Annotated in this window: 35 protein-coding genes; 23 read left to right on the top strand and 12 right to left on the bottom strand. The window is 63.7% G+C overall.

Going from position 1 to position 25,403, the window contains the following annotated elements:
* Positions 1-7: 7 nt before the first annotated feature.
* Together ruvC and ruvA are read left to right on the top strand one after the other, a co-directional pair.
* On the top strand, positions 8-523 hold the full coding sequence (ruvC, locus tag Q7S20_05335; GenBank protein MDO8501243.1) for a crossover junction endodeoxyribonuclease RuvC: 516 nt from the start codon (positions 8-10) through the stop codon (positions 521-523).
* Complete coding sequence (ruvA, locus tag Q7S20_05340) at positions 520-1,119, top strand: Holliday junction branch migration protein RuvA (protein ID MDO8501244.1); 600 nt, start codon at positions 520-522, stop codon at positions 1,117-1,119. Before ruvC ends, ruvA begins: the two co-directional genes overlap by 4 nt.
* A gap of 12 nt (positions 1,120-1,131) precedes the next feature.
* Here ruvA and Q7S20_05345 read toward each other — a convergent pair whose 3' ends face one another.
* Together Q7S20_05345 and vapB are read right to left on the bottom strand one after the other, a co-directional pair.
* Positions 1,132-1,530 (bottom strand): type II toxin-antitoxin system VapC family toxin, encoded by a 399-nt coding sequence (locus tag Q7S20_05345; GenBank protein ID MDO8501245.1) that lies wholly within the window; start codon positions 1,528-1,530, stop codon positions 1,132-1,134.
* Positions 1,514-1,900 (bottom strand): type II toxin-antitoxin system VapB family antitoxin, encoded by a 387-nt coding sequence (gene vapB / locus Q7S20_05350; GenBank protein ID MDO8501246.1) that lies wholly within the window; start codon positions 1,898-1,900, stop codon positions 1,514-1,516. The genes Q7S20_05345 and vapB overlap by 17 nt, the downstream gene beginning before the upstream one ends.
* Positions 1,901-1,983: 83 nt before the next feature.
* Between vapB and Q7S20_05355 the strand changes: the two genes are divergently transcribed.
* The 3 genes from Q7S20_05355 to Q7S20_05365 all read left to right on the top strand — a co-directional run bounded on the left by Q7S20_05355 (position 1,984) and on the right by Q7S20_05365 (position 4,367).
* Positions 1,984-3,144, top strand: a complete 1,161-nt coding sequence (locus Q7S20_05355) for an aminotransferase class I/II-fold pyridoxal phosphate-dependent enzyme (protein ID MDO8501247.1) — start codon at positions 1,984-1,986, stop codon at positions 3,142-3,144.
* Positions 3,145-3,318: 174 nt separating this feature from the next.
* Complete coding sequence (locus Q7S20_05360) at positions 3,319-3,783, top strand: mobile mystery protein A (GenBank protein ID MDO8501248.1); 465 nt, start codon at positions 3,319-3,321, stop codon at positions 3,781-3,783.
* A 5-nt stretch (positions 3,784-3,788) separates the two neighbouring features.
* Entirely contained in the window at positions 3,789-4,367 is a 579-nt protein-coding gene (locus tag Q7S20_05365; protein MDO8501249.1) for a mobile mystery protein B, read from the top strand.
* A gap of 46 nt (positions 4,368-4,413) precedes the next feature.
* On the opposite strand, the gene Q7S20_05370 is transcribed toward Q7S20_05365, so the two are convergent.
* Complete coding sequence (locus tag Q7S20_05370) at positions 4,414-4,656, bottom strand: hypothetical protein (protein MDO8501250.1); 243 nt, start codon at positions 4,654-4,656, stop codon at positions 4,414-4,416.
* 116 nt (positions 4,657-4,772) lie between these two features.
* Positions 4,773-5,027 (bottom strand): DUF1778 domain-containing protein, encoded by a 255-nt coding sequence (locus Q7S20_05375; protein ID MDO8501251.1) that lies wholly within the window; start codon positions 5,025-5,027, stop codon positions 4,773-4,775.
* Positions 5,028-5,074: 47 nt separating this feature from the next.
* Between Q7S20_05375 and Q7S20_05380 the strand changes: the two genes are divergently transcribed.
* Positions 5,075-6,070 (top strand): hypothetical protein, encoded by a 996-nt coding sequence (locus Q7S20_05380; GenBank protein MDO8501252.1) that lies wholly within the window; start codon positions 5,075-5,077, stop codon positions 6,068-6,070.
* Here the strand turns inward: Q7S20_05380 and Q7S20_05385 are convergent.
* A complete protein-coding gene (locus Q7S20_05385) occupies positions 6,038-6,445 on the bottom strand; it encodes a type II toxin-antitoxin system VapC family toxin (protein MDO8501253.1) in 408 nt (135 codons plus the stop codon). The genes Q7S20_05380 and Q7S20_05385 overlap by 33 nt on opposite strands.
* A gap of 23 nt (positions 6,446-6,468) precedes the next feature.
* Entirely contained in the window at positions 6,469-6,711 is a 243-nt protein-coding gene (locus tag Q7S20_05390; GenBank protein MDO8501254.1) for a hypothetical protein, read from the bottom strand.
* An 85-nt stretch (positions 6,712-6,796) separates the two neighbouring features.
* Between Q7S20_05390 and ruvB the strand changes: the two genes are divergently transcribed.
* From ruvB to Q7S20_05470, 16 genes are read left to right on the top strand one after another with little or no spacing between them, the layout of a single operon-like run.
* A complete protein-coding gene (gene ruvB, locus Q7S20_05395; GenBank protein MDO8501255.1) occupies positions 6,797-7,828 on the top strand; it encodes a Holliday junction branch migration DNA helicase RuvB in 1,032 nt (343 codons plus the stop codon).
* A 14-nt stretch (positions 7,829-7,842) separates the two neighbouring features.
* Positions 7,843-8,883 (top strand): tRNA preQ1(34) S-adenosylmethionine ribosyltransferase-isomerase QueA, encoded by a 1,041-nt coding sequence (gene queA, locus Q7S20_05400; protein MDO8501256.1) that lies wholly within the window; start codon positions 7,843-7,845, stop codon positions 8,881-8,883.
* A 4-nt stretch (positions 8,884-8,887) separates the two neighbouring features.
* Positions 8,888-10,039 carry a tRNA guanosine(34) transglycosylase Tgt gene (gene tgt, locus Q7S20_05405; GenBank protein ID MDO8501257.1) on the top strand — a complete coding sequence of 384 codons (1,152 nt, stop codon included), beginning with the start codon at positions 8,888-8,890 and terminating at the stop codon, positions 10,037-10,039.
* Entirely contained in the window at positions 10,036-10,398 is a 363-nt protein-coding gene (yajC, locus tag Q7S20_05410) for a preprotein translocase subunit YajC (protein ID MDO8501258.1), read from the top strand. Before tgt ends, yajC begins: the two co-directional genes overlap by 4 nt.
* A complete protein-coding gene (gene def, locus Q7S20_05415) occupies positions 10,395-10,949 on the top strand; it encodes a peptide deformylase (GenBank protein ID MDO8501259.1) in 555 nt (184 codons plus the stop codon). Before yajC ends, def begins: the two co-directional genes overlap by 4 nt.
* Complete coding sequence (gene fmt, locus Q7S20_05420) at positions 10,950-11,891, top strand: methionyl-tRNA formyltransferase (protein MDO8501260.1); 942 nt, start codon at positions 10,950-10,952, stop codon at positions 11,889-11,891.
* Positions 11,888-12,649, top strand: a complete 762-nt coding sequence (locus tag Q7S20_05425; protein MDO8501261.1) for a thiamine phosphate synthase — start codon at positions 11,888-11,890, stop codon at positions 12,647-12,649. Before fmt ends, Q7S20_05425 begins: the two co-directional genes overlap by 4 nt.
* Positions 12,600-12,806 (top strand): sulfur carrier protein ThiS, encoded by a 207-nt coding sequence (gene thiS, locus Q7S20_05430; protein ID MDO8501262.1) that lies wholly within the window; start codon positions 12,600-12,602, stop codon positions 12,804-12,806. Before Q7S20_05425 ends, thiS begins: the two co-directional genes overlap by 50 nt.
* Position 12,807: 1 nt before the next feature.
* Positions 12,808-13,611, top strand: a complete 804-nt coding sequence (locus Q7S20_05435) for a thiazole synthase (protein ID MDO8501263.1) — start codon at positions 12,808-12,810, stop codon at positions 13,609-13,611.
* Positions 13,608-14,951, top strand: coding sequence for a 16S rRNA (cytosine(967)-C(5))-methyltransferase RsmB (gene rsmB, locus Q7S20_05440; GenBank protein ID MDO8501264.1), 1,344 nt, complete (start codon positions 13,608-13,610; stop codon positions 14,949-14,951). Before Q7S20_05435 ends, rsmB begins: the two co-directional genes overlap by 4 nt.
* Positions 14,952-15,755 (top strand): PASTA domain-containing protein, encoded by an 804-nt coding sequence (locus Q7S20_05445; GenBank protein ID MDO8501265.1) that lies wholly within the window; start codon positions 14,952-14,954, stop codon positions 15,753-15,755.
* On the top strand, positions 15,752-16,417 hold the full coding sequence (gene rpe / locus Q7S20_05450; protein MDO8501266.1) for a ribulose-phosphate 3-epimerase: 666 nt from the start codon (positions 15,752-15,754) through the stop codon (positions 16,415-16,417). The genes Q7S20_05445 and rpe overlap by 4 nt, the downstream gene beginning before the upstream one ends.
* Positions 16,414-16,974, top strand: a complete 561-nt coding sequence (locus Q7S20_05455) for a TlpA disulfide reductase family protein (GenBank protein ID MDO8501267.1) — start codon at positions 16,414-16,416, stop codon at positions 16,972-16,974. The genes rpe and Q7S20_05455 overlap by 4 nt, the downstream gene beginning before the upstream one ends.
* A 3-nt stretch (positions 16,975-16,977) precedes the next feature.
* Complete coding sequence (tsaD, locus tag Q7S20_05460; protein MDO8501268.1) at positions 16,978-18,021, top strand: tRNA (adenosine(37)-N6)-threonylcarbamoyltransferase complex transferase subunit TsaD; 1,044 nt, start codon at positions 16,978-16,980, stop codon at positions 18,019-18,021.
* Between the two features lie 13 nt (positions 18,022-18,034).
* Complete coding sequence (locus tag Q7S20_05465) at positions 18,035-18,889, top strand: prolipoprotein diacylglyceryl transferase (protein MDO8501269.1); 855 nt, start codon at positions 18,035-18,037, stop codon at positions 18,887-18,889.
* Between the two features lie 54 nt (positions 18,890-18,943).
* Positions 18,944-19,957, top strand: coding sequence for a hypothetical protein (locus Q7S20_05470; protein ID MDO8501270.1), 1,014 nt, complete (start codon positions 18,944-18,946; stop codon positions 19,955-19,957).
* Here Q7S20_05470 and Q7S20_05475 read toward each other — a convergent pair.
* The 4 genes from Q7S20_05475 to Q7S20_05490 all read right to left on the bottom strand — a co-directional run bounded on the left by Q7S20_05475 (position 19,923) and on the right by Q7S20_05490 (position 23,928).
* The gene (locus Q7S20_05475) at positions 19,923-21,707 is read right to left on the bottom strand and encodes an FTR1 family protein (GenBank protein MDO8501271.1); all 1,785 of its coding nucleotides are present in this window, start codon (positions 21,705-21,707) and stop codon (positions 19,923-19,925) included. The genes Q7S20_05470 and Q7S20_05475 overlap by 35 nt on opposite strands.
* Before the next feature lie 61 nt (positions 21,708-21,768).
* Positions 21,769-22,359 (bottom strand): class IV adenylate cyclase, encoded by a 591-nt coding sequence (locus tag Q7S20_05480; protein MDO8501272.1) that lies wholly within the window; start codon positions 22,357-22,359, stop codon positions 21,769-21,771.
* Entirely contained in the window at positions 22,352-23,044 is a 693-nt protein-coding gene (locus Q7S20_05485; GenBank protein ID MDO8501273.1) for an HAD hydrolase-like protein, read from the bottom strand. Before Q7S20_05485 ends, Q7S20_05480 begins: the two co-directional genes overlap by 8 nt.
* Positions 23,041-23,928 carry a DMT family transporter gene (locus Q7S20_05490; GenBank protein ID MDO8501274.1) on the bottom strand — a complete coding sequence of 296 codons (888 nt, stop codon included), beginning with the start codon at positions 23,926-23,928 and terminating at the stop codon, positions 23,041-23,043. Before Q7S20_05490 ends, Q7S20_05485 begins: the two co-directional genes overlap by 4 nt.
* A 47-nt stretch (positions 23,929-23,975) precedes the next feature.
* Between Q7S20_05490 and Q7S20_05495 the strand changes: the two genes are divergently transcribed.
* A complete protein-coding gene (locus Q7S20_05495; protein ID MDO8501275.1) occupies positions 23,976-24,404 on the top strand; it encodes a hypothetical protein in 429 nt (142 codons plus the stop codon).
* Here the strand turns inward: Q7S20_05495 and Q7S20_05500 are convergent.
* Positions 24,401-25,183 (bottom strand): NlpC/P60 family protein, encoded by a 783-nt coding sequence (locus Q7S20_05500; GenBank protein MDO8501276.1) that lies wholly within the window; start codon positions 25,181-25,183, stop codon positions 24,401-24,403. The genes Q7S20_05495 and Q7S20_05500 overlap by 4 nt on opposite strands.
* The gene (locus Q7S20_05505; GenBank protein ID MDO8501277.1) at positions 25,180-25,401 is read right to left on the bottom strand and encodes a hypothetical protein; all 222 of its coding nucleotides are present in this window, start codon (positions 25,399-25,401) and stop codon (positions 25,180-25,182) included. The genes Q7S20_05500 and Q7S20_05505 overlap by 4 nt, the downstream gene beginning before the upstream one ends.
* Positions 25,402-25,403 lie beyond the last annotated feature (2 nt).

Genomic DNA, 25,403 nt, shown 5'->3' on the forward strand with positions numbered 1-25,403 from the left:
GCACGACATGATCGTGCTGGGCATAGACCCCGGCACCGCCGTCACCGGGTACGGCGTGGTGGAGGGCGAGCGGATGACACCGCCCCGCCTCGTGGAGTGCGGAATCATCCGGACGCGTCCGCGCGAGTCGCTCGCTTCGAGACTTCAGGAGATCCACTCCGGCATCACCGAGCTCATTCAGCGCCATCGGCCTGACGCCATGGCGATCGAGGACGTCTTCTACGCGCGAAACGTGCGCACCACCATTGTACTCGGCCACGCTCGCGGAGTGATCCTGCTCGCCGCCGCGAACGCGAAGCTCGAGATCGCCGAATATCCTCCGGCCGAGATAAAGAAGGCAGTAACCGGAACGGGCGCCGCGACCAAGGAGCAGGTTCAGTTCATGGTGATGCGACTACTGCGCCTGAAGACTTCGCCGCAGCCGGCCGATGCGTCGGACGGCGTCGCCGCGGCGCTTGCCTACCTGATGAGCGCGGGCGTCCCATCCATGGATCGCGAGATCGCCATTCCTCTTCGCAGATGATTTCACACCTCACGGGCACGCTCACATCGAAGGACGTCGACCGGGTGGATGTGATGACCGCCGGGGGCGTGGGATACGAGCTGCTGATACCGCTCGGCGTCTTCGAGACTCTTCCGAAGCAGGGCGAGAAGATCTCGCTGCACACGTATCTCGTCGTGAAGGAAGACGGTTGGCAGCTCTTCGGATTCTCGTCGGTGTTTGAGCGCCGGCTTTTTCAGAAGCTTCTAACCGCGAATGGCGTTGGGCCCGCTCTCGCGCTCGGTCTCATGTCGGCGCTCTCGCCGCAGCGACTGGTGCGGGCGATCCAGGAGAAGGACATCCCGACGCTGCAGCGCGTTCCTCGTGTCGGGCGAAAGAAGGCGGAGCGGTTGATACTCGATCTCGCCGACAAGCTCGATTCGATCGGAGGCGAAGTGCCGGGCGCGCCGCGCGTTGCGGCAGGTGCTTCGGAGGACGCCCTTCGCGCGCTCGTGTCGCTCGGCTACACCAACGCCGATGCCGAGCGCGGCGTGAGAGCGGCTCTCGATGCTGGCGGAGGGGGATTGTCCGCGGCGGAGCTGATCAGGGCCGCACTGGCGAAGCTCGGCGGAAGATAGTAGCCGGACGCTTCATTCACTCCAGTCTTCCACGCTGAGACCTGGCACTCGCAGGAATTCGCGGGTGTTGTGTGTGACGAGAATCGCTCCCTCCGCCAGGGCATGTGCCGCGATCAGCATGTCCATCTGCCCGATGATCTCGCCCCTACGCTCCAGAACGCTGCGAACGAACCCGTACGAGATCGCCGCATTGCTCCCGAACTCGACTGGACGAACGAGAGTCAGCAGATCCTGAATCCTGCGGATCTCGTCCTGCGGATCACCGCTTTTCGCCGCACCATGATACAGCTCCGCGGCAGTGATCGAAGAAATGGCCAGGTCCTCTATGGGACTCGCGCGTAACCGTTCTGCCGCGCGAGGCAGCCGCTTTCTCAGGATCGAAATACAGGTGCTGCTATCGATCAGAAACACCGAAGAACTCCCTGATCTCGGGCCGCATCGGCTCGGGTGGGTCCCGGGGGATATCGGGAAAATCCGGCGCCGACCCCATGAGCGCGATGAGCCTTTCGATGCGGTCGTCCACCGGCGTCAGAATCACCCGGTTGCCTTCCTTGTGTGCGTACACGTGAGTACCCTCGAAGCGGAATTCCTTCGGCAGCCGCACCGCCTGGCTGCGTCCATTCATGAATAGCGATGCCTCCTTCAATCCCGATTGTGACTCGGGCGTCGCCGCGTCACGTCTCGCTTTCGGCGAAGCAGCCTTTGCACGAACCCCAGTCGGCTTCTGCCCCTTTCGCGACTTCTTTTCCATCAGTCCCTGCCGTTCGGTGATATATCTCACAATATAGACCGTTAATGGGCCTCGCGCAAGTTCCTTGACTGTAAGCCGGAGGGTATGTTCTGCGGCATCCATTCCCGACACACATGATCGCAACTGCTCAACGCGCCTCCACGTTCCAGGAATCCGTCATCCGCGAGATGACCCGCGTCGCCAACGCGCACGGGGCGATCAACCTCGCGCAGGGGTTTCCCGACTTCCCGATGCCCGAGCCGATGAAGGACGCGGCGTGCGCGGCGATCCATGGTGACATCAACCAGTACGCCATCACATGGGGAACGCCGGCACTGCGGCTGGCGATCGCCGAGAAGTACCGGCGGTGGTACAAGATGGACGTGGATCCGGATCGCGAGATCACCGTGACCTGCGGCGCGACGGAAGCGATGGCGGCAGTGTTCCTCGCGCTGATCAATCCGGGCGACGAAGTGATCATCTTCGAGCCGTTCTACGAGAATTACGGACCCGACGCGATCCTCGCCGGAGCGAAGCCGGTTTTCGTTCCGCTCGAAGGGCTCGAGTGGAAGCTCGATCCCGAGAAGCTTCGCGCGGCGTTCAACGACAGGACGCGCGCGATCGTCGTGAACACTCCGCATAATCCAACGGGCCGCGTGTTCACTCGCGACGAGATCTCGCTCATCGCCGAGCTCTGCCAGAAGCACGATGTGATCGCGATAACCGACGAGATCTACGAGCACATCCGCTATGCCGGCGGGCACCACGTGCTGGCGACGTGGCCGGGAATGCGAGAGCGCACGGTCACGATATCGGGCCTCTCGAAGACATTCAGCTGCACGGGATGGCGGCTTGGTTACGCCGTCGCGCCCGCGGAAATGACATCGCCGATCCGGAAGGTGCACGACTTCCTTACCGTCGGCGCACCGGCTCCGCTCCAGGCGGCGGGTGCGATCGGGATGGCGTTCGGCGCCGAGTACTACAACCAGATCGCGCTCGAGTATCGTGGGCGTCGCGACGTGATGGTGAACGCGTTGACCGAGGCGGGCTTTAGATTCTCGGCGCCGGAGGGCGCGTATTACATCCTCGCCGACTTCACGGGGATCAGCGATCTGCGCGGGATCGAGTTCGCGATGTGGCTGGCGAAGGAAGTGGGTGTGGCAACGGTTCCCGGGACGAGTTTTTATCACGATCCCGGGCTCGGTGAAACCGTAACGCGCTTCGCCTTCTGCAAGAAACCTGAAACTCTCGCGCGAGCAACTGAACGGCTGCTGTCGTTAGCTGCTCGGGTATAACGAGCCTCCGCGCCCGATTTTCCCTCTTCAAAATCCGAACTTCCTATATTATAGTCTATAGACTATAATATCCTCGCTATTTTATAGGCTATAGCCTATTATTGAGAGATCAAATAATAGTCTATAGGCTATATATTTGCGGCACTCCGACCACAGCTCATTCCACCAAATACCATGAGAAAGGAACTTCGAAAACTCCGCGTGGAACAATTGGACGGGTTATTTGGCGAGGTACGCAGAGCCTTGGCTGCGTTCAAAATTCCTCGGAAAGGGTGGATTCGGGAGGTCCGCCAGTCGCTAGGCATGACAACCGAGCAACTGGCGAAACGACTGACTGTCTCTCAGCCGACGGCTTTCGGGCTGGAAAAGAGCGAGCAGGATGGAACGATCACGCTCCGCTCGCTCGAAAGGGCCGCCAGGGCATTGAACTGCGAGTTGGTGTACATGCTTCTGCCGAGAGCGAGTCTGCAACAGACATTCAGGCTACAAGCAGAAGACTACGTAATAAACCGCTTGAAAAGGGTGGCGCATACGATGTCGCTTGAGGAACAGGGCGTCTCACAAAGTCATATGCAGCGACAACTGAGCGAGATGACCGAACAAATCATCTCGAATCCTCCTCGAAACCTCTGGGCCTGAGCGTGGTGCCTCCGGTACCAGAGGGGACAACACCGCTTGATCCAGATGAGGCGGCAGATCTGATTCCGGATCACCTCATGACGACTGCGGATTTAAATGACTGGGAGGCAACGAACATAGTCCACGCCCAGGAGTGGGCGTTGGGAAGAAAACATCCGGACGTCGCTACCGAACATTTTGTGAAGTCGCTGCACCTTCGAATGTTCGATGAGACCTGGACGTGGGCAGGGAAGTACCGAGTATCCGAAAAATCAATCGGCTCGTCACCGCAGCTCATCGCGCCCCAGGTTCGCGATGCGTGCGCAAACGCTGCCTTCTGGGTTAAACAGCGCATTTTCGAGCCTACAGAGCTTGCTGTCCGATTTCATCACAGAATGGTCGCGGTTCATCCATTCCCGAACGGGAACGGTCGGCACGCGCGATTGCTGGCAGATGCACTCCTTTACTCGCTCGGAGTCGACCTTCTGACCTGGGGCAGCCAAGGTCTGCAGGCCACAGGCGAAGTGAGGCGAACCTATATCGACGCGCTCAGGTCGGCAGATAACGGTGACTTGTCGGGATTGATGCGACTCGCACGCGCATGATAGGATGCGGCGGAGCGGCTGACTCGGATCGCGGCGAGCGTGCAAGTTACTTCGCTGCGAGTTTAGCGAGCGTGGCCATCGGCAGGAACAGCTGGCCTTGCTCGTCACGCGCGAGTCGGGCGAGCAGGGTCGCAGAAAGCACCGGGTAGCGCAAAAGTCGCGCACGTTTCCTGTCGGTGTCCGGAATCCGATTTAACGGAATCGAGGTTGCGGCGACGGTGTAATACCCGATGACCCCGCGTGACTCCGCCTGGACGAGGACGTGAGTGGCTGACAGGCGGGATCGCATGTCCCTCAGGGCGCGCTCGCGAAGAAATCGCGCGAGCGACGGCTTTTCGCATGAGAAGCCGTCTCGGTCGTGCTGCTCCGTGAGCCGCTCGAAGCGATATAGCGGCGAGCGCGGTTTCAGGACTGGCTCATCGCCTTGTCGTACGCCTTCCAGGCCCGCTTCAGCCGCTCGCTGGGCGCAGGTGGATTGAGCAACGCGTCGAGCATCGCGAGCTGGTCACGTCGCGAGTAGCGCAGCGTGCGCACCTGCTCGAGTGACCGTTTGGATGCGCGCCGAAGCACCTTGAGGACGTATTCGCTGGGCTTCATGCCGTGCAGCTCCGCCGCGCGCGCCACGAGCTGCTTGTCATCCGGGGTGAGACGAAGCTCCAGCCGGTCAGAGCGGGTTCCTTTCCGCGCCGGCGCCGAAGCGGTTCCATGTGAAAGCGCTGGACGATCGGGCGGATCTCGAGATCAGGTTCCCGCGAGTCGAAGGCTACACCCAGGCGGTGAAGAGTCGGGTCACGGTGAACTGGCAGAAGGTCCCGCGTCTCGTCCTCGAGCCGGGCAGGTATCCGACGCTGGTGGACATGGCGGGCGTCTCGGTTGATTCGACGGGCAATTTCACGCCGGCGCTTCCCGGAAAGATGCACGAGATCACGATGAAGCCATTCTTCGAGGGGATGCGCGTGCAGCGCGGCGTCTTCCAGATGGCGTCAGCTCTGACGAAAAACTATCTGGCACAGCGCGACACGACTGTGCCGGCGCATATGCTCTTCCCGCAGCTCGAGGCGATCTGCCGGAGATTCGTGAACGAGCTCGTCGTCGCGCCTCCCGGCTCGGAACGCGTGCACGTGTTCCAGGCTCCGTACTACACATGGGCTGTCGAGATACTGCTCCAGCAGATCCAGCCCGACGTCTCGGCTGGTGAGAGCGCGGAGCTTCCGCGCCTCGAGGCGCTGCGCCCGGAAGGATCCACAGCCGACGTGGATTTCTGGACGAGCAAGAACGTGCGGGCAACACAGCGCAGTCACGTCAACTACATCGTCGGTGATTCCGGATGGGAAGCGCAGGCCGCCCACAAGTTCGACCACCACGACCGAGTCACCGCATTCGTCAAGAACGCCGGGCTCGGCTTCACCATCCCGTACATGCACGACGGGGAAATGCACGACTTTGTGCCCGACTTCATCGTGCGGCTCCGCGCAAACGATGGCGATGAGCCGGTCAATCTGATTCTCGAGACTAAGGGCTACGATCCGCTGCGTGATGTGAAGTCATCGGCCGCTGAGCGGTGGATCAACGCCGTCAATGCCGACGCACGATTCGGAAGCTGGCGATTCAGAATGGCGAACAGTGTCGCCGATGTGAGCTACATCCTCGACGAGAACGCGCTCGGCGCCTCAGGCCAGGTCTTTCAGTTGAACAATTCGTAGTCCCTTGATGCCTGGAAGCCTTCTGTCGTTTGTCACGAAGGCCGTGCAACGCGAAGCCAGTGCTGCGGCAATCTGCAATGCATCTGGAGTCCTGAGTCTGTAGACTGCCCGAAGCTGCGCAGCCGCCCGCAGGATCGGTCGATCGACTTCGACGAAAGAGAGACCGCGACTGCGGGTCAACAGAGCCTCGTACCGTTCCGAGATCGCGAGGTCACCGCTTCGATATGGAACTACGAGTACTTCGAGCAACGTGATTGATGAGGTGACCAGCGTTCGCTCTCCCATCGCCGCAGAGGCGAAGAGCGGCCGAACGACCGGAAGCCAAGCCGGATCTCTCTCCATGAAGTAGATGAAGATCGAAGTATCGAGCGCCACCGGTCCGTCTCCGAGCGCGCTCTTCAATCCCACGAGTCTCGCTCCTCATTTACGTACTTCGCGGCATCAATACCCTTCCAGAGCTCCTTGCCCAATCCCTCGAGCTCGAGAATCGAGAGCTCCTCCTGCTCGATTACCGATTCCGACAGGATTCGCGTGACCTCCTGCGACAAGGAACGATTCTGCCTCTTCGCGCGCGCCTTCAGCTTTCGATAGAGCGAGTCGGGTAAATTCTTTATGTTGAGCGTGGCCACGGGTTCCTCCATTATTCCTCCAATTTGGAGGATAACCGCTCGCACGTCAACGTCCGCAGTTCTTCCGACCCCCAACGTTTCGGGATATATTTGGTCAATGACCCGCGCCGAGATCACCACTCCCGAAATCCTCTCCGACGAGTCAGTCGTCGAGCTCTCACTCCGGCCCCAGCGGCTCGCCGAGTTCATCGGCCAGCCCAAGGTGAAGGAGAGCATGCGCATCTACATAGATGCCGCTATCTCACGCCGCGAACCGCTCGACCACACTCTCTTCTTCGGGCCCGCCGGACTCGGCAAGACCACCCTCGCCGAGCTCATCGCACGCGAGATGGGAGTCAACATCCGCACGACGTCGGGGCCGGCGCTGGAGAAGCCGGGCGACCTCGTCGGCACGCTCACCAATCTCCGTGAAGGCGACATCCTCTTCATTGACGAGTTCCATCGCCTGCGGCCGGTGATCGAGGAGTTCCTCTATCCGGCGATGGAAGACTTTCGCATAGACATCCGCCTGTCCGAAGGACCCAAGGCACAGACGATCACGATGCCGATCGAGAAATTCACTCTCGTCGGAGCCACGACGCGCCTCGGCATGCTCACTCCGCCGATGCGCGCGCGCTTCGGCATCGAGCAGCGGCTCAACTTCTATCCGGCGAGCGACCTCGAGACGATCGTCCGCCGCACCGCGGAAGTGCTCAAGGTGGAGATTGATGACGGCGGCGCCGAGGAGATCGCCTGCCGCTCACGCGGAACTCCTCGGGTCGCTAATCGCCTGCTCCGCCGCATCCGCGATTACGCACAGGTGAAATCGAGCGGGAAGATTTCGCGCGACATCGCCAAGGACGCGCTCCAGCTCCTCGACGTGGACCAGTTCGGGCTCGACGACATGGACTCGCGAATCCTCAAGACAATCATCGAGAAGTTCGATGGCGGGCCGGTGGGGGTCAAAACCATCGCCGCCGCAGTCGGCGAGGACGAAGGAACGATCGAGGAGGTCTACGAGCCGTTCCTGGTGCAGCAGGGATTTCTCCAGCGGACACCGCGCGGACGCATGGCGACGGCAAACGCGTACCGGCACTTCGGGTTTACCCTGCCCCCGAACGGGCCGACTCAACAATCGTCGCTCTTCTGAAAGCTCGCGATCCATTGAATTTCGACGGCACCCTCACAAGCCATTACGACTTCGACCTTCCGCCCGGCCGCATCGCGCAGACTCCGGCCGAGCGCCGCGACGAGAGCCGGCTCATGGTCGTGCGTCGCGAGACTGGTGAGATCGAGCACGGCACCTTTTGCGATATCGCCGGTCTGATTCCGGCCGGCGACGCAATCGTCCTCAATACCACCCGCGTCTTCCGCGCGCGCCTTCTCGGCACCCGTGACTCCGGCGCCCCCGCGGAGCTGCTGCTCCTCAAGCCACTCGGCGACAACCGGTACGAGGCGATGGTGCACCCCGGCGGAAAGCTCAAGGCAGGGCGCATCGTGCACGTCAGTCCCGATCTCGAAGCGGAGATAGTCGAGACGACCGAGCGGCGCACGCGCGTCGTGCATCTTCGGTCGCCCCTTCCCATCGAGGAAGCGATCGAACGGTACGGACATGTTCCGCTTCCGCCCTACATCAGGCGGAGCGACGAGGCAGCCGACGCCGAGCGATACCAGACGGTCTATGCGCGCGAATCCGGATCGGTCGCGGCGCCGACCGCAGGGCTGCACTTCACCCCCGAGCTTCTCGCCACGCTGGCGTCAAAGGGTGTCTCGCGCGCCGATGTGGTGCTGCATGTCGGCGCCGGCACGTTCAAGCCGGTCGAGGTGGCTGATCCCGCCGATCACGTGATGCACGAGGAGTCGTACTGGCTCCCGGCTGAGGCCGCGGCAATTCTCAACGCCACACGTGCAAACGGGGGAGCCATCTGGGCGACGGGCACGACATCGGTCCGCACACTCGAAAGCGCGGTGCGTCCCGACGGGACGTTCATCGAGAAAGCCGGCGACACAAGGATCTTCATCCGGCCGCCGTACGTCTTCAAGGCGGTGGACCACCTCATCACCAATTTCCACCTTCCACACTCGACCTTGCTGATGCTCGTGGCCGCCTTTGCCGGATACGACCTCATCAGGCGCGCCTATCGCGAAGCGATCGCGAATGAGTACCGCTTCTACTCATACGGCGACGCGATGGCGATCATTTAGGGAGATGAGCTTCTCTTTCTCGCTTCAATCCCGGGCCGGCTCCGCGCGAGCCGGCGTTTTCATGACTCCCCATGGCCCGGTGGAGACGCCGGCGTTCTTGCCGGTCGGCACTCTCGCCACGGTGAAGTCGCTCGACCCCGACGACCTCACCGCGATGGGCGCGACGATGATCCTGTCGAACGCGTATCATCTGCACCTCCGGCCCGGCGACGATATCGTGCGCGACATGGGTGGCCTTCACCGCTTCATGCACTGGAACGGCCCGATCCTCACGGACTCCGGCGGATTCCAGGTCTTTTCGCTGGCAGGGCTGCGCAAGGTCGCCGAAGAAGGGGTCGAGTTTCAGAGCCACATTGACGGATCGCGCCGATTCTTCTCGCCCGAGAGCGTGATGCGCATCGAGCGCAACCTCGGCGCCGACGTCATCATGCAGTTCGATCACGTCATCCCCGGACAGTCAGAAGAGCTGCCCGCGCGTGACGCCAGCGAGCGGAGCGTGCGGTGGCTGGCGCGATGCCTGGCGGAGTTTGAAAAGCTCGACGCGGAAGACGAGATTACCCGCGGATCGCAGGCCTTGTTTCCCATCGTCCAGGGCGGCATTCACGCTCATCTCCGGCGGGAAGCGGCCACCGCGATCACGTCCATGCACGACTGGGCCGGGTTCGGGATCGGCGGCCTCTCGGTCGGCGAATCCAAGCCGGCGATGTATGAGATGCTCGAAGTCGTGAACGACGCGCTCAACACGGAACGCCCGCGCTACCTGATGGGCGTGGGATTCCCCGAGGACATCATCGAGGGAATAAGGCGCGGCGTGGACCTGTTCGACTGCGTCGCTCCGACCCGCATGGGCCGGAACGGCACCGCTTTCACCCCGGACGGCCGCATCAACATCAAGCGCTCCGAGTTCAGGACTGATCCGCGACCGCTCGATCCGTCGTGCGATTGCGCGGCGTGTGCACGGTTCTCGCGCGCTTATATTCGGCATCTCTTCGTCAGCGACGAGATTCTCGGCCTCCGCCTGCTCTCGCTGCACAATGTACATTTCCTTCTCTCGCTGGCGCGCACGGCGAGGCAAGCGATAACGACAGATTCGATCGACGCGTGGAGCACCGAGTGGCTCGCGCGATACCATTCCCGCAACAGCTCTTCCCCATGACACAGATATTCCCCACGCTCGCTCTTCTTCAGGCCCCGTCGAGCACTCTGCTCGGGCCGATTTTCATGTATGGCGCGATCTTCGCCATCTTCTACTTCATTCTGATCCGCCCCGGACAGAAGCAGAGGAAGGCGCAGGAAGCGCTCATCCGTCAGGTGAAGCGCGGCGACGAGATCGTTACCACGGGCGGCATCATCGGAGAGGTCATTCACATCAAGGAGACCACGACCGGGGCCGGCGCCGCCGTTCCGAACGAGGACCGGATCACCATCAAGAGCGGCGAATCGCGGCTCGTGATCGAGCGCGGCCGCATAGCGCGCGTGATCCGTGGCTCCGGCGCACCGGTGGCCGAGGGGTGAAGATCCTCGACATCCGGGTCCTCGGCGACCCGGCGCTCCGCAAGGCGACCACTCCGGTCGAGGAGATCACCGACGACATCCGCACGCTCGTCTCGGAAATGTTCGACACGATGTACGCGGCGGAGGGCATCGGCCTCGCCGCGCCGCAGGTCGGGCGCACCGAGCGCATCACCGTGATGGACGTCGAGGGAGCCAGGTTCGCCCTTATCAATCCCGAGATCATCGGGCGCGAGGGATCGGTGCGCGGCGAGGAAGGATGTCTCTCGATTCCCGAGATCTTCGGCGACGTCACGCGCTCCACGCGCGTGATCGTCAAGGCCCTGAATGAGAAGGGCGAGCTGACCGAAGTCGAAGGGACCGAGCTGCTCGCGCGCTGCATGCAGCACGAGATAGACCACCTCGACGGAAAGCTCTTCATTGACTACCTGAGCGTGCTCAAGCGCCGCTCGGCGATGGCGAAGTGGGAGGAGATCAAGGACGATTATCCCGGCTTCATCAGAAAGGTCGCCCTCGAGAAGCACGGCCCGCACCACAGCGAGGGAGAGCTCTAGATGCGCGTCCTCTTCTGGGGGACGCCAGAGTTTGCCACGGCACCATTGCGGGCGCTGATCGGCGAGGGATTCGAAGTCGTCGGAGTGGTGACGCAGCCGGACAAGCCGACGGGGCGATCGCGCAAGCTCACCGCGCCTCCGGTGAAAGAGATCGCCGCGGAGGAGAGGGTCCCCTGCTTTCAGCCGGCCACGCCGAAGGACCCTGAGCTCTTCGAGATGATCGAGGCGATGACCCCGGACATTTCCATCGTCGTCGCATACGGCCACATCATGCCGAAGCGGATCATTGACCTGCCGCGCATGGGCACACTCAATATTCACGCGTCGCTGCTGCCGCTGCTGCGGGGAGCGGCGCCGATTCAGGCCGCCATACGCCACGGCTTTTCGCAGACGGGCGTGACGATCATGCGGATGGTCCCGGCTCTCGATGCCGGGCCGATCATTCTGACCGCCACCGCGCCGATTGCCAGCGACGAGACTTACGGCGAGCTCCAGAACAGGCTCTCCGAACTCGGCGCGCTGACGCTGATCGAGGCGCTCGCTCTCATCTCCGTCGGAGGTGCGCGTGAAACCCCGCAGGACGAATCGCTCGCGACGTACGCACCCAAGGTCACCCGTCGCGACGCACTCGTTGACTGGACACTCGGCATGGACGAAGTCTGCCGCGCGGTGCGCGCGTACGATCCGAAGCCGGGAGCGTTCAGCACGCTGAATGGTGTGGACGTGAAGCTGTTCGGCGCGCGAAAGGTGGCCAGGGAACGCGTGGAGCACGGCAATGCACCGCCAGGCACGGTGATCGCGATTCACGAAGGGCTCATCGTCTCGGCGAGTGACGGCGCAGTGTGCATCAGCGACGTGCAGCCAGCGGGCAAGAGCAGGATGAAGGCCGCGGAATGGGCGCGCGGGCGCGGTGCCACTTTCGGTGACCGGTTCGGCGTGTGACGCCGCAGGCTTTTCCGGTGGTTCACGCCGTCACCGACAGCGGCGCTGTATTGCACGGCAATTTTCTCGAACGCGCGTCTGGGATCATGAGGGCCCTCGGTCCTCGCGGCGCCCTGCACCTGAGATCTTCTCGCGCGTCAGCAAAGCAGCTCCACGAGCTGGCGACACTGCTTTCGCTGGTGCAGAAGAGCACCGGTTGCTGGCTGATCGTGAACGACAGGGTGGACATCGCCGCCGCCGTCGGCGCGCGGGGCGCGCAACTGGCGTCGCATTCGCTGGCCATCGCCGAGGCGCGGATTGTCGCGCCTGACCTGCCGCTGGGCGCGAGCATTCACAGTGTGGCGGAGGCATTGAAGGCGGAATCCGAGGGCGCTTCCTGGTGCGTCGCGGGAACGGTATTCGAGACGCCGAGCCACGTCGGCCGCGCGCCGGCACGAATCGAGTTCATCGAGCAGGTCGCCGCCGCGGTGAAGATCCCGATCATCGCGATCGGTGGGATCACGCCGGAGGATGTCGCGGCTCTGAGGCGCGCTGGCGCGTACGGCGTGGCCACCATCCGCGGCGCCGACTGGGATCGCGGACACGGGGCCTCCGCGGACGAGGACAAACTCATGAGGACACGGCTTCCGGTGACCACCGACGCCGGCTTTGCCGAACCGGTCACCCGCTATATTTCAGCCTATGATTCAGAGTCCGGGAGCGACCGGGATGATCACCCTGACGGTGAACGGGTCACCCCGGGAGCTGGCGCGGAATAGCACCATCGCGGGCCTCCTCGGCTCGCTCGGAATCGACCCCCGGCTCGTGGTCGTCGAGCACAACCGCGCGATCGTGCGCGACCGCGAAGCCTACGGCTCACTGAATCTCGACAACGGAGACGTGGTGGAGATCGTCCACTTCGTCGGCGGGGGCTGAGATGGGAATCGCAATCGAGAGTACGCTCGACACGGCGCCGTTGATCATCGGCGGGCGCGAATTCCGCTCGCGACTGATGGTCGGGACGGGCAAGTATGCGTCGAACGCCGACATGATCCGCGCGATCGAGGCATCCGGCGCCGAGGTCGTGACCGTCGCGGTGCGCCGCGTGGATCTGAGCCGGGCGAACGAGGAGGGGATACTTCATCACCTCGACCCCGGGCAGTTCTTCCTTCTGGCGAACACCGCGGGCTGTTACAGCGCCGACGAAGCGATCCGGTATGCGCGACTCGCTCGCGCGGCGGGATTCAACGAGTGGGTGAAGCTCGAGGTAATAGGCGACCAGGAGACTCTTCTGCCGGACACCACCGGACTTCTCGAGGCGACGCGCACGCTCGCTGCCGAGGGGTTCAAGGTGATGGCCTACACGAACGACGATCTGATCTCGGCGCTGCGTCTCGAGGAAGCGGGCGCGGTGGCGGTGATGCCGCTCGCGTCGCCGATCGGATCGGGGCTCGGGATGCTGAACCCGTACGCCATTCGCACCATCAAGCAGCGGCTCGGCGTACCAGTGATCGTGGACGCGGGCGTGGGTACTGCGTCTGACGCCTGCATCGTGATGGAGCAGGGTGTGGACGGAATCCTGATGAACACGGGAATTGCCGCCGCGTCCGATCCACTGCGCATGGCGACGGCGATGCGGCACGCGGTCGAGGCGGGCCGGCTCGCGTATCTCGCCGGTAGAATGCCGCGGCGCGAAGTCGCGGTTCCATCATCTCCGCTTACGGGCATGCTCGACGGATGAGTCAGCAGGGCGGTGGTCTTCAGGTTGCGGTCGGCGGCGTGACGACGCCGCGGGTGGTGGCGGCAGGCATCTGCGCCGATCTCAGATCGGGAGAGATGCTCGACAGCTCTTTCGAGCGCCGTGCCTCCGGGCTCGATGGGCGCGACCGCCGCTGGCTGCGCGAGCTCGTGTATGGAATGCTGCGGGCGCGCGGCGCGACAGACGCAATCCTCGAGGAGCGCGTGCGCGGCGGGCTGAGTCGCGTTGACGCGGATCTGGTGGATCTGATGCGCCTCGGCGTTTACCAGCTGCTGCACATGGGAAGCGTACCCGCGTATGCGGCGATCGCGCAGACCGTCGAGCTCGCGAAGGTGAGACACGGCATCGGCGCCAGCAAGCTGATGAACGCGGTGCTGCGCCGCGTTGACAGGGAGAGCGCCGATCTTTCTGTTCCGCTGCCTGCCGATCCGCTCGAGGCGATGGCGGTGAAGTACTCGCATCCGGGATGGCTCGTTGCGCGTTGGCTGTCGCGGTGGGGAGAGGAGAGTACGGCGGTTCTTCTGATGAAGAACAACTCCGAAGCGCCGGTGGTGATTCGTCCGTTCGGAATCGTGCGCGAGCAGCTCGAGGCGATGCTCGAGGCTTCGGGAGTGGATGTCGAGGACGCGCCACTGGCGCGCGAGAGCATTCAGATCTCGGGAGGCATCTCGCTCACCGAGCTCGGAGCGTTCAAGCAGGGATTGTTTTTCGTTCAGGATCCCGGCTCGACGCTGGTGACACAGTACGCGGCGATTCCGCAGGGCGCGGTCGTCGCCGATCTGTGCGCGGCGCCGGGTGGCAAGGCGCTCGAGCTGAGCCGCACCGCGAGCGTCGTGCTGGCATTGGATCGATCGCCGCAGCGGCTCGTTCGCCTGCTGGAGAATCGGGCGCGGCTGGAGGTGAGCAATCTCTACGTTGCGGCGGGCGATGCGCGCTTTCCGGCAATTCGCGAAGCCGATGCAGTGCTGATAGACGTGCCATGCACGGGTACGGGGACGTTCAGGCGTCATCCCGATGCGCGCTGGCGTCTCAAGGCCTCCGACCTGTCGGCGATGGCGGCGCTCCAGGCGAGCATTCTTCGCGCGGCCGCGAGCGTGGTGAAGCCGGGCGGGCTGCTCATCTACAGCACATGCTCGCTCGAGCCCGAGGAGAACGACGCGCAGGTGGAGGAATTTCTCGCGCGGAATCCGGAGTGGACGCTCGAGCCGCCGCCGCAGGGAGTGGTGCCGGCTGAGACGATTGACCGTGGATATCTCCGAGTTCTTCCGCAGGTGCACGGCAGCGACGGAGCTTTCGCGGCCCGGCTCCGAAGGAGCCAGTAGGTGAATGCCCGCGCGCTGCCGAAGCGCGCGTTCCCATATCTGATCGTGGCAGTAGGCGGATTCCTCATCGCCTACGTTCTGCTTTTCCTGTTTGCGTTTCCAGCCGACGTTCTGCCGGACGACGGGCGCATTCCGCGAGTGGTGGGGATGAGCTTCAACGATGCGGCGGCGGCACTCGATAAGGCGGGGTTCCATGCTCTCAGGGGACAGACTCGCTTTCACAAGACGACTCCCGAAGGCGTGGTGCTCGAGCAGGATCCGCCGGCGGGAAGCGTTCAGAAGCGCGGTGCCGAAGTCACCATCGCGGTGAGCGGCGGACAGGCGACGGCCGCCGTTCCCGAAGTGCGCGGCTCGACACAGCAGCAGGCGCAGATCGCGATCGAGACTGCCGGCTTCCAGTTCGGCAGCATCTCGCAGCAGACCAGTGGTCAGCCGCGCGGAGCGGTGATAGCGACCGATCCCGCCGCCGGCACGACGCTCGCGCTACCGGCGACGGTCAGCATCACGCTCAGCCAGGGCCCTTCGAGCGTGCAGATTCCCGACCTCACGGGACGCACGCTAGCCGACGCGCGCTCGACCCTCGAGCAGCTCGGACTGCACCTCGGCGCGACGACACGCGACACGAGCTCGTTCATGCCCGAGAACACGGTTCTTGGCCAGGCGCCGCCGCCGGGATCGGCCGTGTCCGCGGGAGCGAGCGTGAATCTGCGGATATCGCTCTTCCCTCCCCCGCCGCGCCTGTCGCCGGTGGACACGCTCCCTTCACTCGACTCGCTTCACCTCGCGCCCGGGGGCGCACGATGAAAGCACGCATCGCTCCATCCATTCTCAGCGCGGACTTCGGCCGACTCACTGAAGAGATCGCGATGTGCGAAGCAGGGGGTGCCGACCTCATCCATCTCGATGTGATGGACGGGCACTTCGTGCCGAACATCACTTTCGGAGAGAAGATGATCGCGACGGCGCGCAAGGCGACATCGCTTCCCCTCGATGTGCACATGATGGTGCACGAGCCGGAGCGGTATTTCGACGCCTTCGCCGCGGCGGGTGCGACCGGAATGACGATTCACGTGGAGGCCGCGCCGCATCTCCAGCGCCAGCTCTCCCGCATTCGCGAGCTGGGCTGCGCCGCCGGCGCCGCCTTGAATCCCGGTACGTCGCTGATCTCGGTGCGCGAAGCGATCGCCGACCTCGATCTGCTGCTCGTGATGACCGTGAATCCCGGATTCGGCGGACAGGAGTTCATTCCCGGATCGGTGGACAAGGTGGGACGCGCGCGGCTGCTGCTCGACGAGCTGCGGAGCAATGCGGCGCTCGAGGTGGACGGTGGCATTTCGCGCGAGACCATTCACAGCGTATGGCGCGCCGGTGCAGACACGTTCGTCGCGGGAAACGCAGTGTTCACTGCGCCTGATCCGAAAGTGGAGATCAGGAAATTGCGCATGCTCTGCCTCGAGACCGCATGACGGCGCGGAGACAGCTCGCGGTAGTGATGGTCGCGGTCGGCGTGGTGATCGCCGTCATCGTCGGCGGGAGGATGCTGCTCAAGAACGAGCTGATGCCGGTCGGAGTAGGGGTTGACGCACCCGATTTCACCGCCATGACGATTGACGACAAGCCGCGGCCAAAGACGCTCGCCGACTACAAGGGCAACGTCGTCATGATCAACATCTGGGCGACGTGGTGCACACCCTGTCGCATCGAGATGCCGAGCATCGAGCAGCTTCACCAGGCCTACGCCGCGAAAGGGCTGAAGATCGTCGCGGTGAGCGTGGACAATCCCGGCACTGAGCCCCAGATCCGCAGCTTCGTGAAGCAATTCAACCTCTCGTTCGAGGTCCTCCACGATCCCGGCGGCCAGGCGGGCAGGATCAGCCGCGACTATCAGACGACCGTGTATCCGAAGACAGTCATCATCGGCCGCGACGGGATCATCAGGAAGATGCTGCTCGGTAGACACGACTGGAACTCCGCCGAGAACCGCGCGCTGATTGACCGCCTCCTCGCGGACACGGTGGATTAAGCGGTGGCGAGGATACTCGGCATCGAGACATCCTGCGATGAGACGTCGGCATCGGTTCTGGAAGGAACTGGTGACGACGTCGCGCTCGAGTCGCTGGTGATTCTTTCGCAGGACGTGCACAGGGTTTTCGGTGGTGTGGTGCCGGAGATCGCGTCGCGGGCCCATCTCACGAGCATCGTTCCCGTCGTATCGAAAGCGCTGAGTGACGCTGGCGCGGACATCGGCGACCTCGACGCAATCGCGGTGACGTCCGCGCCCGGACTCATCGGCGCGCTTCTGGTGGGCGTGTGCTACGCCAAGTCGCTGGCATTTGCGCGTGGCATTCCGGTGATAGGCGTGCATCACATGGAAGGACATCTCTTCGCGACGGCGCTCGAGCACCGCAATGCTGTGCCGCCGTTTACGGGCCTTCTCGTGTCGGGCGGACACACGCTGCTGCTCGACGTGGAGGAATGGGGACGCTACCGGCTGCTCGGCGCAACGCGCGACGACGCGGCCGGCGAGGCGTTCGACAAGGTGGCGAAGCTGCTGGGCCTTCCGTATCCGGGCGGGCGGCACGTTGAGGCGCTGGCGAATGAGGGCGATCCGTCGCGCTTCCGGTTCAGCAGGCCGATGGTTCGCCGCAAGGATACGCCGGACGATCCGGACTTCTACCAGTTCTCGTTCAGCGGCCTCAAGACCGGCGTGCTGAACGCGGTCCGCGCAAGCGAAGACATCGAGCGCGATAAACGCGACATCGCGCGCGGATTCCAGGATGCCCTGATCGGCTCGCTGGTGGAGAAGACGTTCCGCGCGGCAGAAGCGTTCGGGCGGAAACGAATCGTGCTCGGGGGAGGTGTGGCATGCAACTCGACGCTGGCCACGGCGATGAGCGAGCGGACGAGCGCGATTGGTGCTACTGTATTCGCGCCGGCGCCGCGTCTGGCGACCGACAACGCCGCGATGATCGCTCGTGCCGGGCTCTTTCATTTCGAGCGTGGCGAACGGTCGGAGCTGGACCTGAATGCTTACGCGAGCCAGCCGATTCCCGGCCTGGTTGCGGCCTGACTTTCTCAATCCGATGCCATACATCTTCGCGCAGATAGTTCACCACCCGGTCTCGTACAAGCTCGGACCGCTCCAGTTCACCGGCTTCGGATTCGCGATGCTGATGACGTTCGTCATCGGGCAGATAGTCCTGCAGAAGGAGATGGAGCGCAGAGGGCAGGATCCCTCGCCTGCCGGCGACATGATCTTCGCCGCAGTCGTCGGCGGTCTCCTCGGCGCCAAGCTCTACTACGCGATCCTGATGGGCGACGCGGGCTCGATCTTCAGCCGCGCCGGATTCGTGTTCTGGGGCGGACTCATGGGCGGAATCATTGCCGTCACGGCGGTGGTGAAGTGGAAGAAGCTGAGCGTCGCGCGCGTGAGCGATTCGGCCGCGCTGGCTCTTTCCGCGGGGTATGCCATCGGACGAACCGGATGCTGGGCCGTTGGCGACGATTACGGCCGGCCGTGGAACGGCCCCTGGGCGGTGATGTTCCCCGAGGGCGCTCCGGCGTCCACGGTGGCCAACATGACCAGCATGTTCGGCGTGAAGTTTCCGCCGGGGACTTCACCGACAGAAGTGGTCGCGGTGCATCCGACTCAGCTCTACGAAGTGCTGATGGGAACGGTCATGTTCCTCATCCTGCTGCGCTTTCGCACGCACAAGCACGGCGACGGCTGGATGTTCGGATTCTACTGCCTGCTCGCGGGTATCGAGCGTTTCATCGTCGAGTTCTTCCGCGCAAAGGACGACCGGTTCTTCGTCGGCGGACTCACGATGGCGCAGGTCATCGCGATCGTCTTCGCGCTCTTCGGAGCGATCTGGATGTCCATGCGATGGAACCCGTCGCAGAATGGTGCAACTCCGGCGGGCCGCCGCGCTGCATAGTCACGCGCGGTGCGGGCTGACCTCCGTACCCGGCGCTGCGTCCGAGGTGGGCTGATGGAGCTGATCGTACGCCTTCCCCGCCACTATCACGTGTCGCAAGACACCGTCGAAGAGCTCGAGACGGCAATCCTTTCCGACGAGCGCGTGGTCCCCGCGCAGATCAATCCAGCCGTCGAATCGGTATTGGATGGCGCCGTGCGCCTGCTGCGCCGGGCCGGCGTGGATGCCGGCGCGATGCTGCGGGTGAGCAGCCGCTCGGCGACATCGGAGAGACCGGAGCGCGATTACTTCGCAGTAATGATGGGACTCGACGCGGTGACGAGTGCGCCGTGGTTTGTCCGACGCGCGCGCAGGAGCATCTACCTGTTCGATGCATGGCCAGGCCGCTACGCGGACATCACGAAGTACACCGAGTCGTGGGGCATTCAGTACGCTTTCGTCTCGTCTTCACAGGCGGCGGCGCGGCTCGGTGAGATCAGCGAGCGGTGCACATTCATCTGGGTTCCCGAGGGAGTGGATCCGTCACGCTACCAGCAGCGGAGCTGGATCGAGAAGGACATAGACGTTCTGCAGCTGGGCAGGAAGTACGACGCGCATCACGCGGCGATCGCGCAGCCGCTCGAGAATTCCGGACATACGTACCTGTACGAGAGGCAGAAGGGCGGGATCGTCTTCCCAACACGCGCCGATTTCGTCGCCGGCCTCGCGCGGTCGCGAATTTCGATCTGTGTCCCGTCGAGCATGACTCACCCGGAACGAGCCGGCGACGTCGAGACGATGACGATCCGGTACCTTCAGTCAATAGTGTCGAAGTGTCTCGTCCTCGGCCACGCGCCCGCCGAGATGATCGAGTTGTTCGGGTACAATCCGGTGATCGAGACAGACATGCACGATCCCGTCGGCCAGGTCCTGCACATCCTCGATAACTACGAGGACTACCTGCCGCTGATCGAGAAGAACTTCGATGCCGTCATCGGCCACCATACATGGAGATCACGGTGGGAGCGCATGGCCGTCGTTCTGTTTTCCGATGTCAGCCGGCCGCGCGCGCCTCGCTCGACGGCATGAACGTCTTCACGATCATGAACAGGAAGAGCGCGATCAGAATCGCCTGAGCGACGACGGTCTCCATGCTCGGGAAGATTCCCATCGAAGGCACGCTGGGCATGCTCCTGAGGACCGTGATGCCGATGAGGTTCCCTTCCTGCAGCTCGCGAATTCCCTTCCCGGCGAAGACGAAAGCCATGTAGTACAGCAGCACGCTCGTCACGGTGAAAAAGGGCCGCATCGGAATCTTCACACCGAAGCGATAGAAGAGCGTGAAGATCACCGCCAGCAGCGCGAACCCGACGACGATGCCGAGCGACAGCGGCAGCGCGATGTTTCCTTCGCTGAACAGCGCCTGGTAGAACAGCGCCGTCTCAGCGCCCTCACGGAAAACCGCGAGGAAAGCGACGATCGCGAGCGCCTTCCCGCCGCCGTGATCGAGGGCCGTGCTGACCTTTTCGCGGATGAACTTCTGCCACTTCGCGGCCTCGACTTTCGAGATGAGCCAGTAGCTCACCGAGAAGAGGACAGCGACGGCGACGAGCATCGTGGCGCCCTCGACGATCTCGCGGCTGGCCGGGAGATGCTTGAAGAAGGTCTGAAGGATGACCGCCATCGCAGCGCTCGCGAGAAGGCCGAGCCCGACGCCCATCCAGATGGAGCGGAGGCGGTCGCGGTTGCCGGTCTTGATGAGGAACGCAACGAGGGCGCCGATGACGAGGATCGCCTCGAATCCTTCGCGCACAATGATGAGGAGCGACTGAAAGAAGGCGCCCCATCCGCTGCCTGTCGGGCGCGTCAGCTCGACGACACGCGGAAGATCGAGCGCGATGGCATCGCGTGACCGCTGAGCGACGCCGAGATCCGATCCGCGGAGCGCGCCCTTGAAGTCGGCGAAGTGGCGCTCCATGGAAGCGACAAGCCCCGGCTGCCGGGCGCGGGCAGGCGTTTCCAGCGGCTCGAACGCGATGTAGGCGTCGAATGCCCTGTCACCCGCTTCGACCGTCCGGCCGGACTTCGCGAAATCGAGCGCGCTGTCGAGCAGGGCGAGCACCGAGCGCGCCGCCACGGCGCCGGGAGCGGCGCTGGCGTCCGCAACAGCCGCCGGGAGCTCCATCTTCACGCCGCGCATCGTGTAGATGTAGTTCACGACGTTCCAGCGGTCCTGCGGAGAGAGAGCACTGAAGGATGCCATCGGAGTTCCGCGCACTCCGACCGATACGACGTTATACGCCAGCGTAGGTGTGAGAGCCGGGGTCAGCTTCGCCGATCCGATCCCGGCAACGGGGACAGGAGAAGCCGCTGCGGCCGGGCCGTTCCCGAGGCCGAGGGCGCCGTGACAGGATGAGCAGCTCTGCGTGAAAACGACATGCCCGCGCGCCGTATCGAGCGGAGCGCTCGGCAGATCGAGAGCGCCGGCGGCACCGAGGGCGCCATTGAAACGCGCATGGATCAACCGGATGTCTGCCGGCGCCACGCGGCTCTTCACGGCCTGGATCAGCGTATCGAGCACCGCCTGCGTAAGCGGTGCATTGTAGCCCTTGAGACGCTGAGCGACCCTCCGGGCATCCTCGAGGAATTCCGTGGTCTCGGCGTACTCGTCCTGCGAAATAAGCTTTCCCTTGCCGTCTACGGCCTTGCCATACTCTTCAACGGCAACACTTACGATGCTGGAGAGGCGTTTCGCTGAGTTTTCCTGTGCGCCTCCGACCGAGGAGAGTACGGTCAGAAGGAGGACGGTAAGCCGACCGATAGCGAGACCTGATTTCATTGCCGAGTAAATCTATCAGGATACGTACTTGGGGCAATCCGGGGGCGGGGGCCAAACCTGCTCAGGCGCTCCCGGAGTACCGGTACTCTCCGGCGAGCTCACGGGCAGAGAGCGCGGCGCGGTTGGCGGTGCGCGCCTCGTAGCGCGCCATGAACGCGGGCAGACGCTCCGGAGTGAAGCCGCTGCGCTCGAGGCCAAGCGATGCGATGGCCTGCTCGATGGATTCGGGCGGGCCTTCGACCTCGACCAGCGGATCCATTCGTGGATACTCCTCGAACCTCACGACCGCGCCGCCAAGGGAATACTGCCAGATGCGACGCTCGATCTCGCGGATGACGATGAATCCGAGATTTTCCAGGATCTTCGCGAGCGCGTCTGGATCGCCGGCACTGGTCGAGATTTCCTCCCGCACCTTGTAACCGGTTTCGTACTGTGTGGGGCCCTTCCAGTCGAGCTGACCTTCCCTCGCGCCGTCCCGCTCGTAGATGCGCAGTCTCAGCACGTGATCCAGCATGAGCATCTCACCGGCGGCGTCCCCATACCGGAGATCGATCAGAGTGCCTTCGTAGACGAGCGTGCCACCGGCCTGCTCGACCCTGGCGCGGCGCGCGGCGATGTCATCCACCACGCTCTTGAGCTCGACCTCACGCATTCATGATCCGTTGCATCACGGCATGGGTGTCGGCGAGCGTCTCGAAGACGGCATAGGGATCGTGCTCCTGCAACTGCGCAACGGTGTATCGGCCGGTGGCGACTCCGATGGCGCGCGCGCCGATTGATTCGCCGCACCGGATGTCAGCAGGAGTATCGCCAATGACGATCAGGCGATTGCCTTCGACATGCCTTCCGAGAACCTCGCGCGCGCGGCGCTGCGCGACGGCGGGAAGCTCGGGCCGTTGCTCATGATCGGATCCGAACGCATTCACCTTGAACCGCGAGATGTCGATTCCCGCGGCGCCGAGCTTGGCGCGCGCGCCGTCGGCGATGTTGCCGGTGAGGAGGCCGAGCACGATGGAGCCTTCGCGCTCGAGCTCGTCGAGCAGCTCACGAACTCCGGCGAAGACGTGCACCGTCCGTCCGGGCGACGCGAGCTCATCGTGCAATCCGGCGAGATACGCGGCGAGCAGCTCGCTCATCTGCGCATCTATCTCCTCATCGGTCAGACCCTCGAGCTTCATCAGCTCGCGAACGATCTGGCGGTCGGTCTTCCCATCGTAGTGGTAGTCGGCGTTCCCCGCAGATCCGAAGACATGCGTGAGCGCGCGCACCATCGCGATGCGGCCCACTCCACCGCTCTGGAGAATGGTTCCGTCAATGTCGAAAAGGACGACTCTCATGTGCGTGTCAGGAAAAGGCCGGTCATGATGGTTCCCGTTCCTACACCCTGCCACACAGTCGGTGCCTCGCTGAGGAAGATCCACGCGACCGCAATGGCTATCACCGGTTGAAGGTTGGCGTAGACGGCGGTGCGCGTCGGGCCGAGGATGCGGAGCCCGCGATACCAGAACAGATATGCGACTCCCATCGAGATGACGCTGGCGTAGAACACTGCGCCCCACGCGGCGAATCCGACATGTGACCAGTCGGTCGTCGCGAGAGCCGGCGTCGTCAGAACGATCATCGGGACCGAGCCGCCAAGCATCGTGAATGCGGAAAGGTGGATCGCGTCCATGCGCCGCGCATACGGCTGGAGAAGTACGGTGAAGGCCGTCCAGCAGAGAGTTCCGCCGAAGACGAGGAGGGTGCCGGGCAGCGTGGAGTTGCCCTGACCCGATCGCGCACTGCCGAGCACTACGAGCACGACGCCGGCGAGAGAAAGGGCGATCCCCGCGATCACGCGCCGGTTCACCCGCTCGACGCCGCCCACGCGGCTCACGATGGCGATCAAGGCCGGAGTAGCGGCGACGATCAGCGCGGCATTGCCGACCCGTGTGCGCGAGAGCCCCTCGACAAAGAAGATCTGATAGAGCCCGTTGCCGAGCATGCCGAGCAGCATGAGCGCGAAGATATCCTTGCGCTTCGGAAATTTCGCGCTGCGCGCAGATGCGAATCCGACAAGGACGACAGCCGCGAGCATTACCCTGAGCCCGGCGAACGCGAGCGGGCTCATGACCTCGGTACCGAACTTCACCACGCTGAAATTGACGCCCCAGATGAGAGTCATGAGAAGGAGAAGCGCGTCGGTCTTGCCGAATCCGGCGTCTGTCTGGCTCTGCGTCATCGGGTGTAAACTAGCTAGTCGCGGCTCGCTCCTGCTACTTTCTGCCGATGCACATTTCGTTTGCCGTGTTCGCCGATGGAGCGAATCTCTCGCAGGAAGGAAAGCTCAACGTGCTGGGTGTGTTCGACGCTCTCGCAGTGGCCGGCTTTCCGTCGCTTCATCCGCGCACGCACTTCGTCGTCCGCCTCAAGGGCGGCGCCGAGGATACCGGCGCGCACCGGCTGACGTTCAACTGGGTCAATCCCTCTGGCGAGGTCCTCTGGTCCTCGGACGGCGAGCTCAACGTGGCTCCCGGACCCAATCCGGCGTTCGAGATGGACCTCCCGATCATCGCCGTCATAGACCTTCCCCTCAACATGCCGGGACTCTACACGATGCAGGTCTCGCTCGATGGGGGTCTGACCGCCGAGGTGCGTCTCCATGTCGGCAGCAATGCGCAGGTCGTGATGCCGCCGCCAACGGGGATGTTCAGCTAGCTGAGATCGCGGGCAAGAATCCTTCTCGCAAAGCGGAAGTTCGCCAGCAGCGTCCGCACGTACTCGTCGGGCCTGTCGAACGACTCCAGACAGTGCCCGCCGCGGCCGAGCGCCAGATGCACAATGCGGTGCGGAACGATGGACAGAGCCACGTGCGTGATGTGCCCGTCTTCGCGATCGGAAAAAAAGAGAAGGTCCGCCGGCTGAATTCGCTCGAGCCCCCCCTCGACATGGACGCCCTGCGTCGCCTGCTGCGACGCATCGCGAAGGAGCCGGATTCCGTGCAGCGCGAATACGGTCTGCACCATCCCGGAGCAGTCGGCGCCCCACGGAGTGATGCCGCCCCACTGGTAGTACGTACCCTGGAACAGTCCCGTCGCCGACGCCACGATCGCGTCGGCTTCCGCGGGAAAGATCTCCCGTCGGCGTGTCAGATCGAGTGCACGGCCGGCGACGCACCACCCGTTCTTCACGATTCCACCGAGCGGCAGATCGATCGTCACACCTTGCGAGTCGCGCATGCTGCATCCCATCGAGATCTCGCCTTCCGTGTCCCAGCCCCACTGGTCGGTGCCGGGCCCGTCGGCGGGCTCGCAGAAGCCTTCGTGGAGCCATCCCTCGTAACCGTCGGCGCCGCGCACTCGCAGATACCGGCCCTCGGTACCGCGCACCTCGGCGCAATGTCCATAGAGGATCTGCGTCTCCTGACTCGCCGGCGCTCGCGGCTCGCGCTGAACCGGGGCGATGGGGGTTCGGGCGCGGATGTATCGTGGGCTCAATGCTCGGGCCAGTCCATGAGCGGGATCTCGCGCGGTGGCGTGGCCGGCGGCTCCGCGGCTTTCCCCTCGGAGCATTTACGGCATTGCATCACGCCGCGAAAGCTGCAGATGACGCAGATGAAAGTCCCGCACTCGCTGCACGGGTACCCCTCCGACGCGCGCTCCTCGTTTCCGCAGGAGCGGCAGATCATCGCGTCCTTCTCGCGAAGATCGGCCATCG

This window comes from Gemmatimonadaceae bacterium (assembly GCA_030647905.1).
Lineage (GTDB): Bacteria > Gemmatimonadota > Gemmatimonadetes > Gemmatimonadales > Gemmatimonadaceae > UBA4720.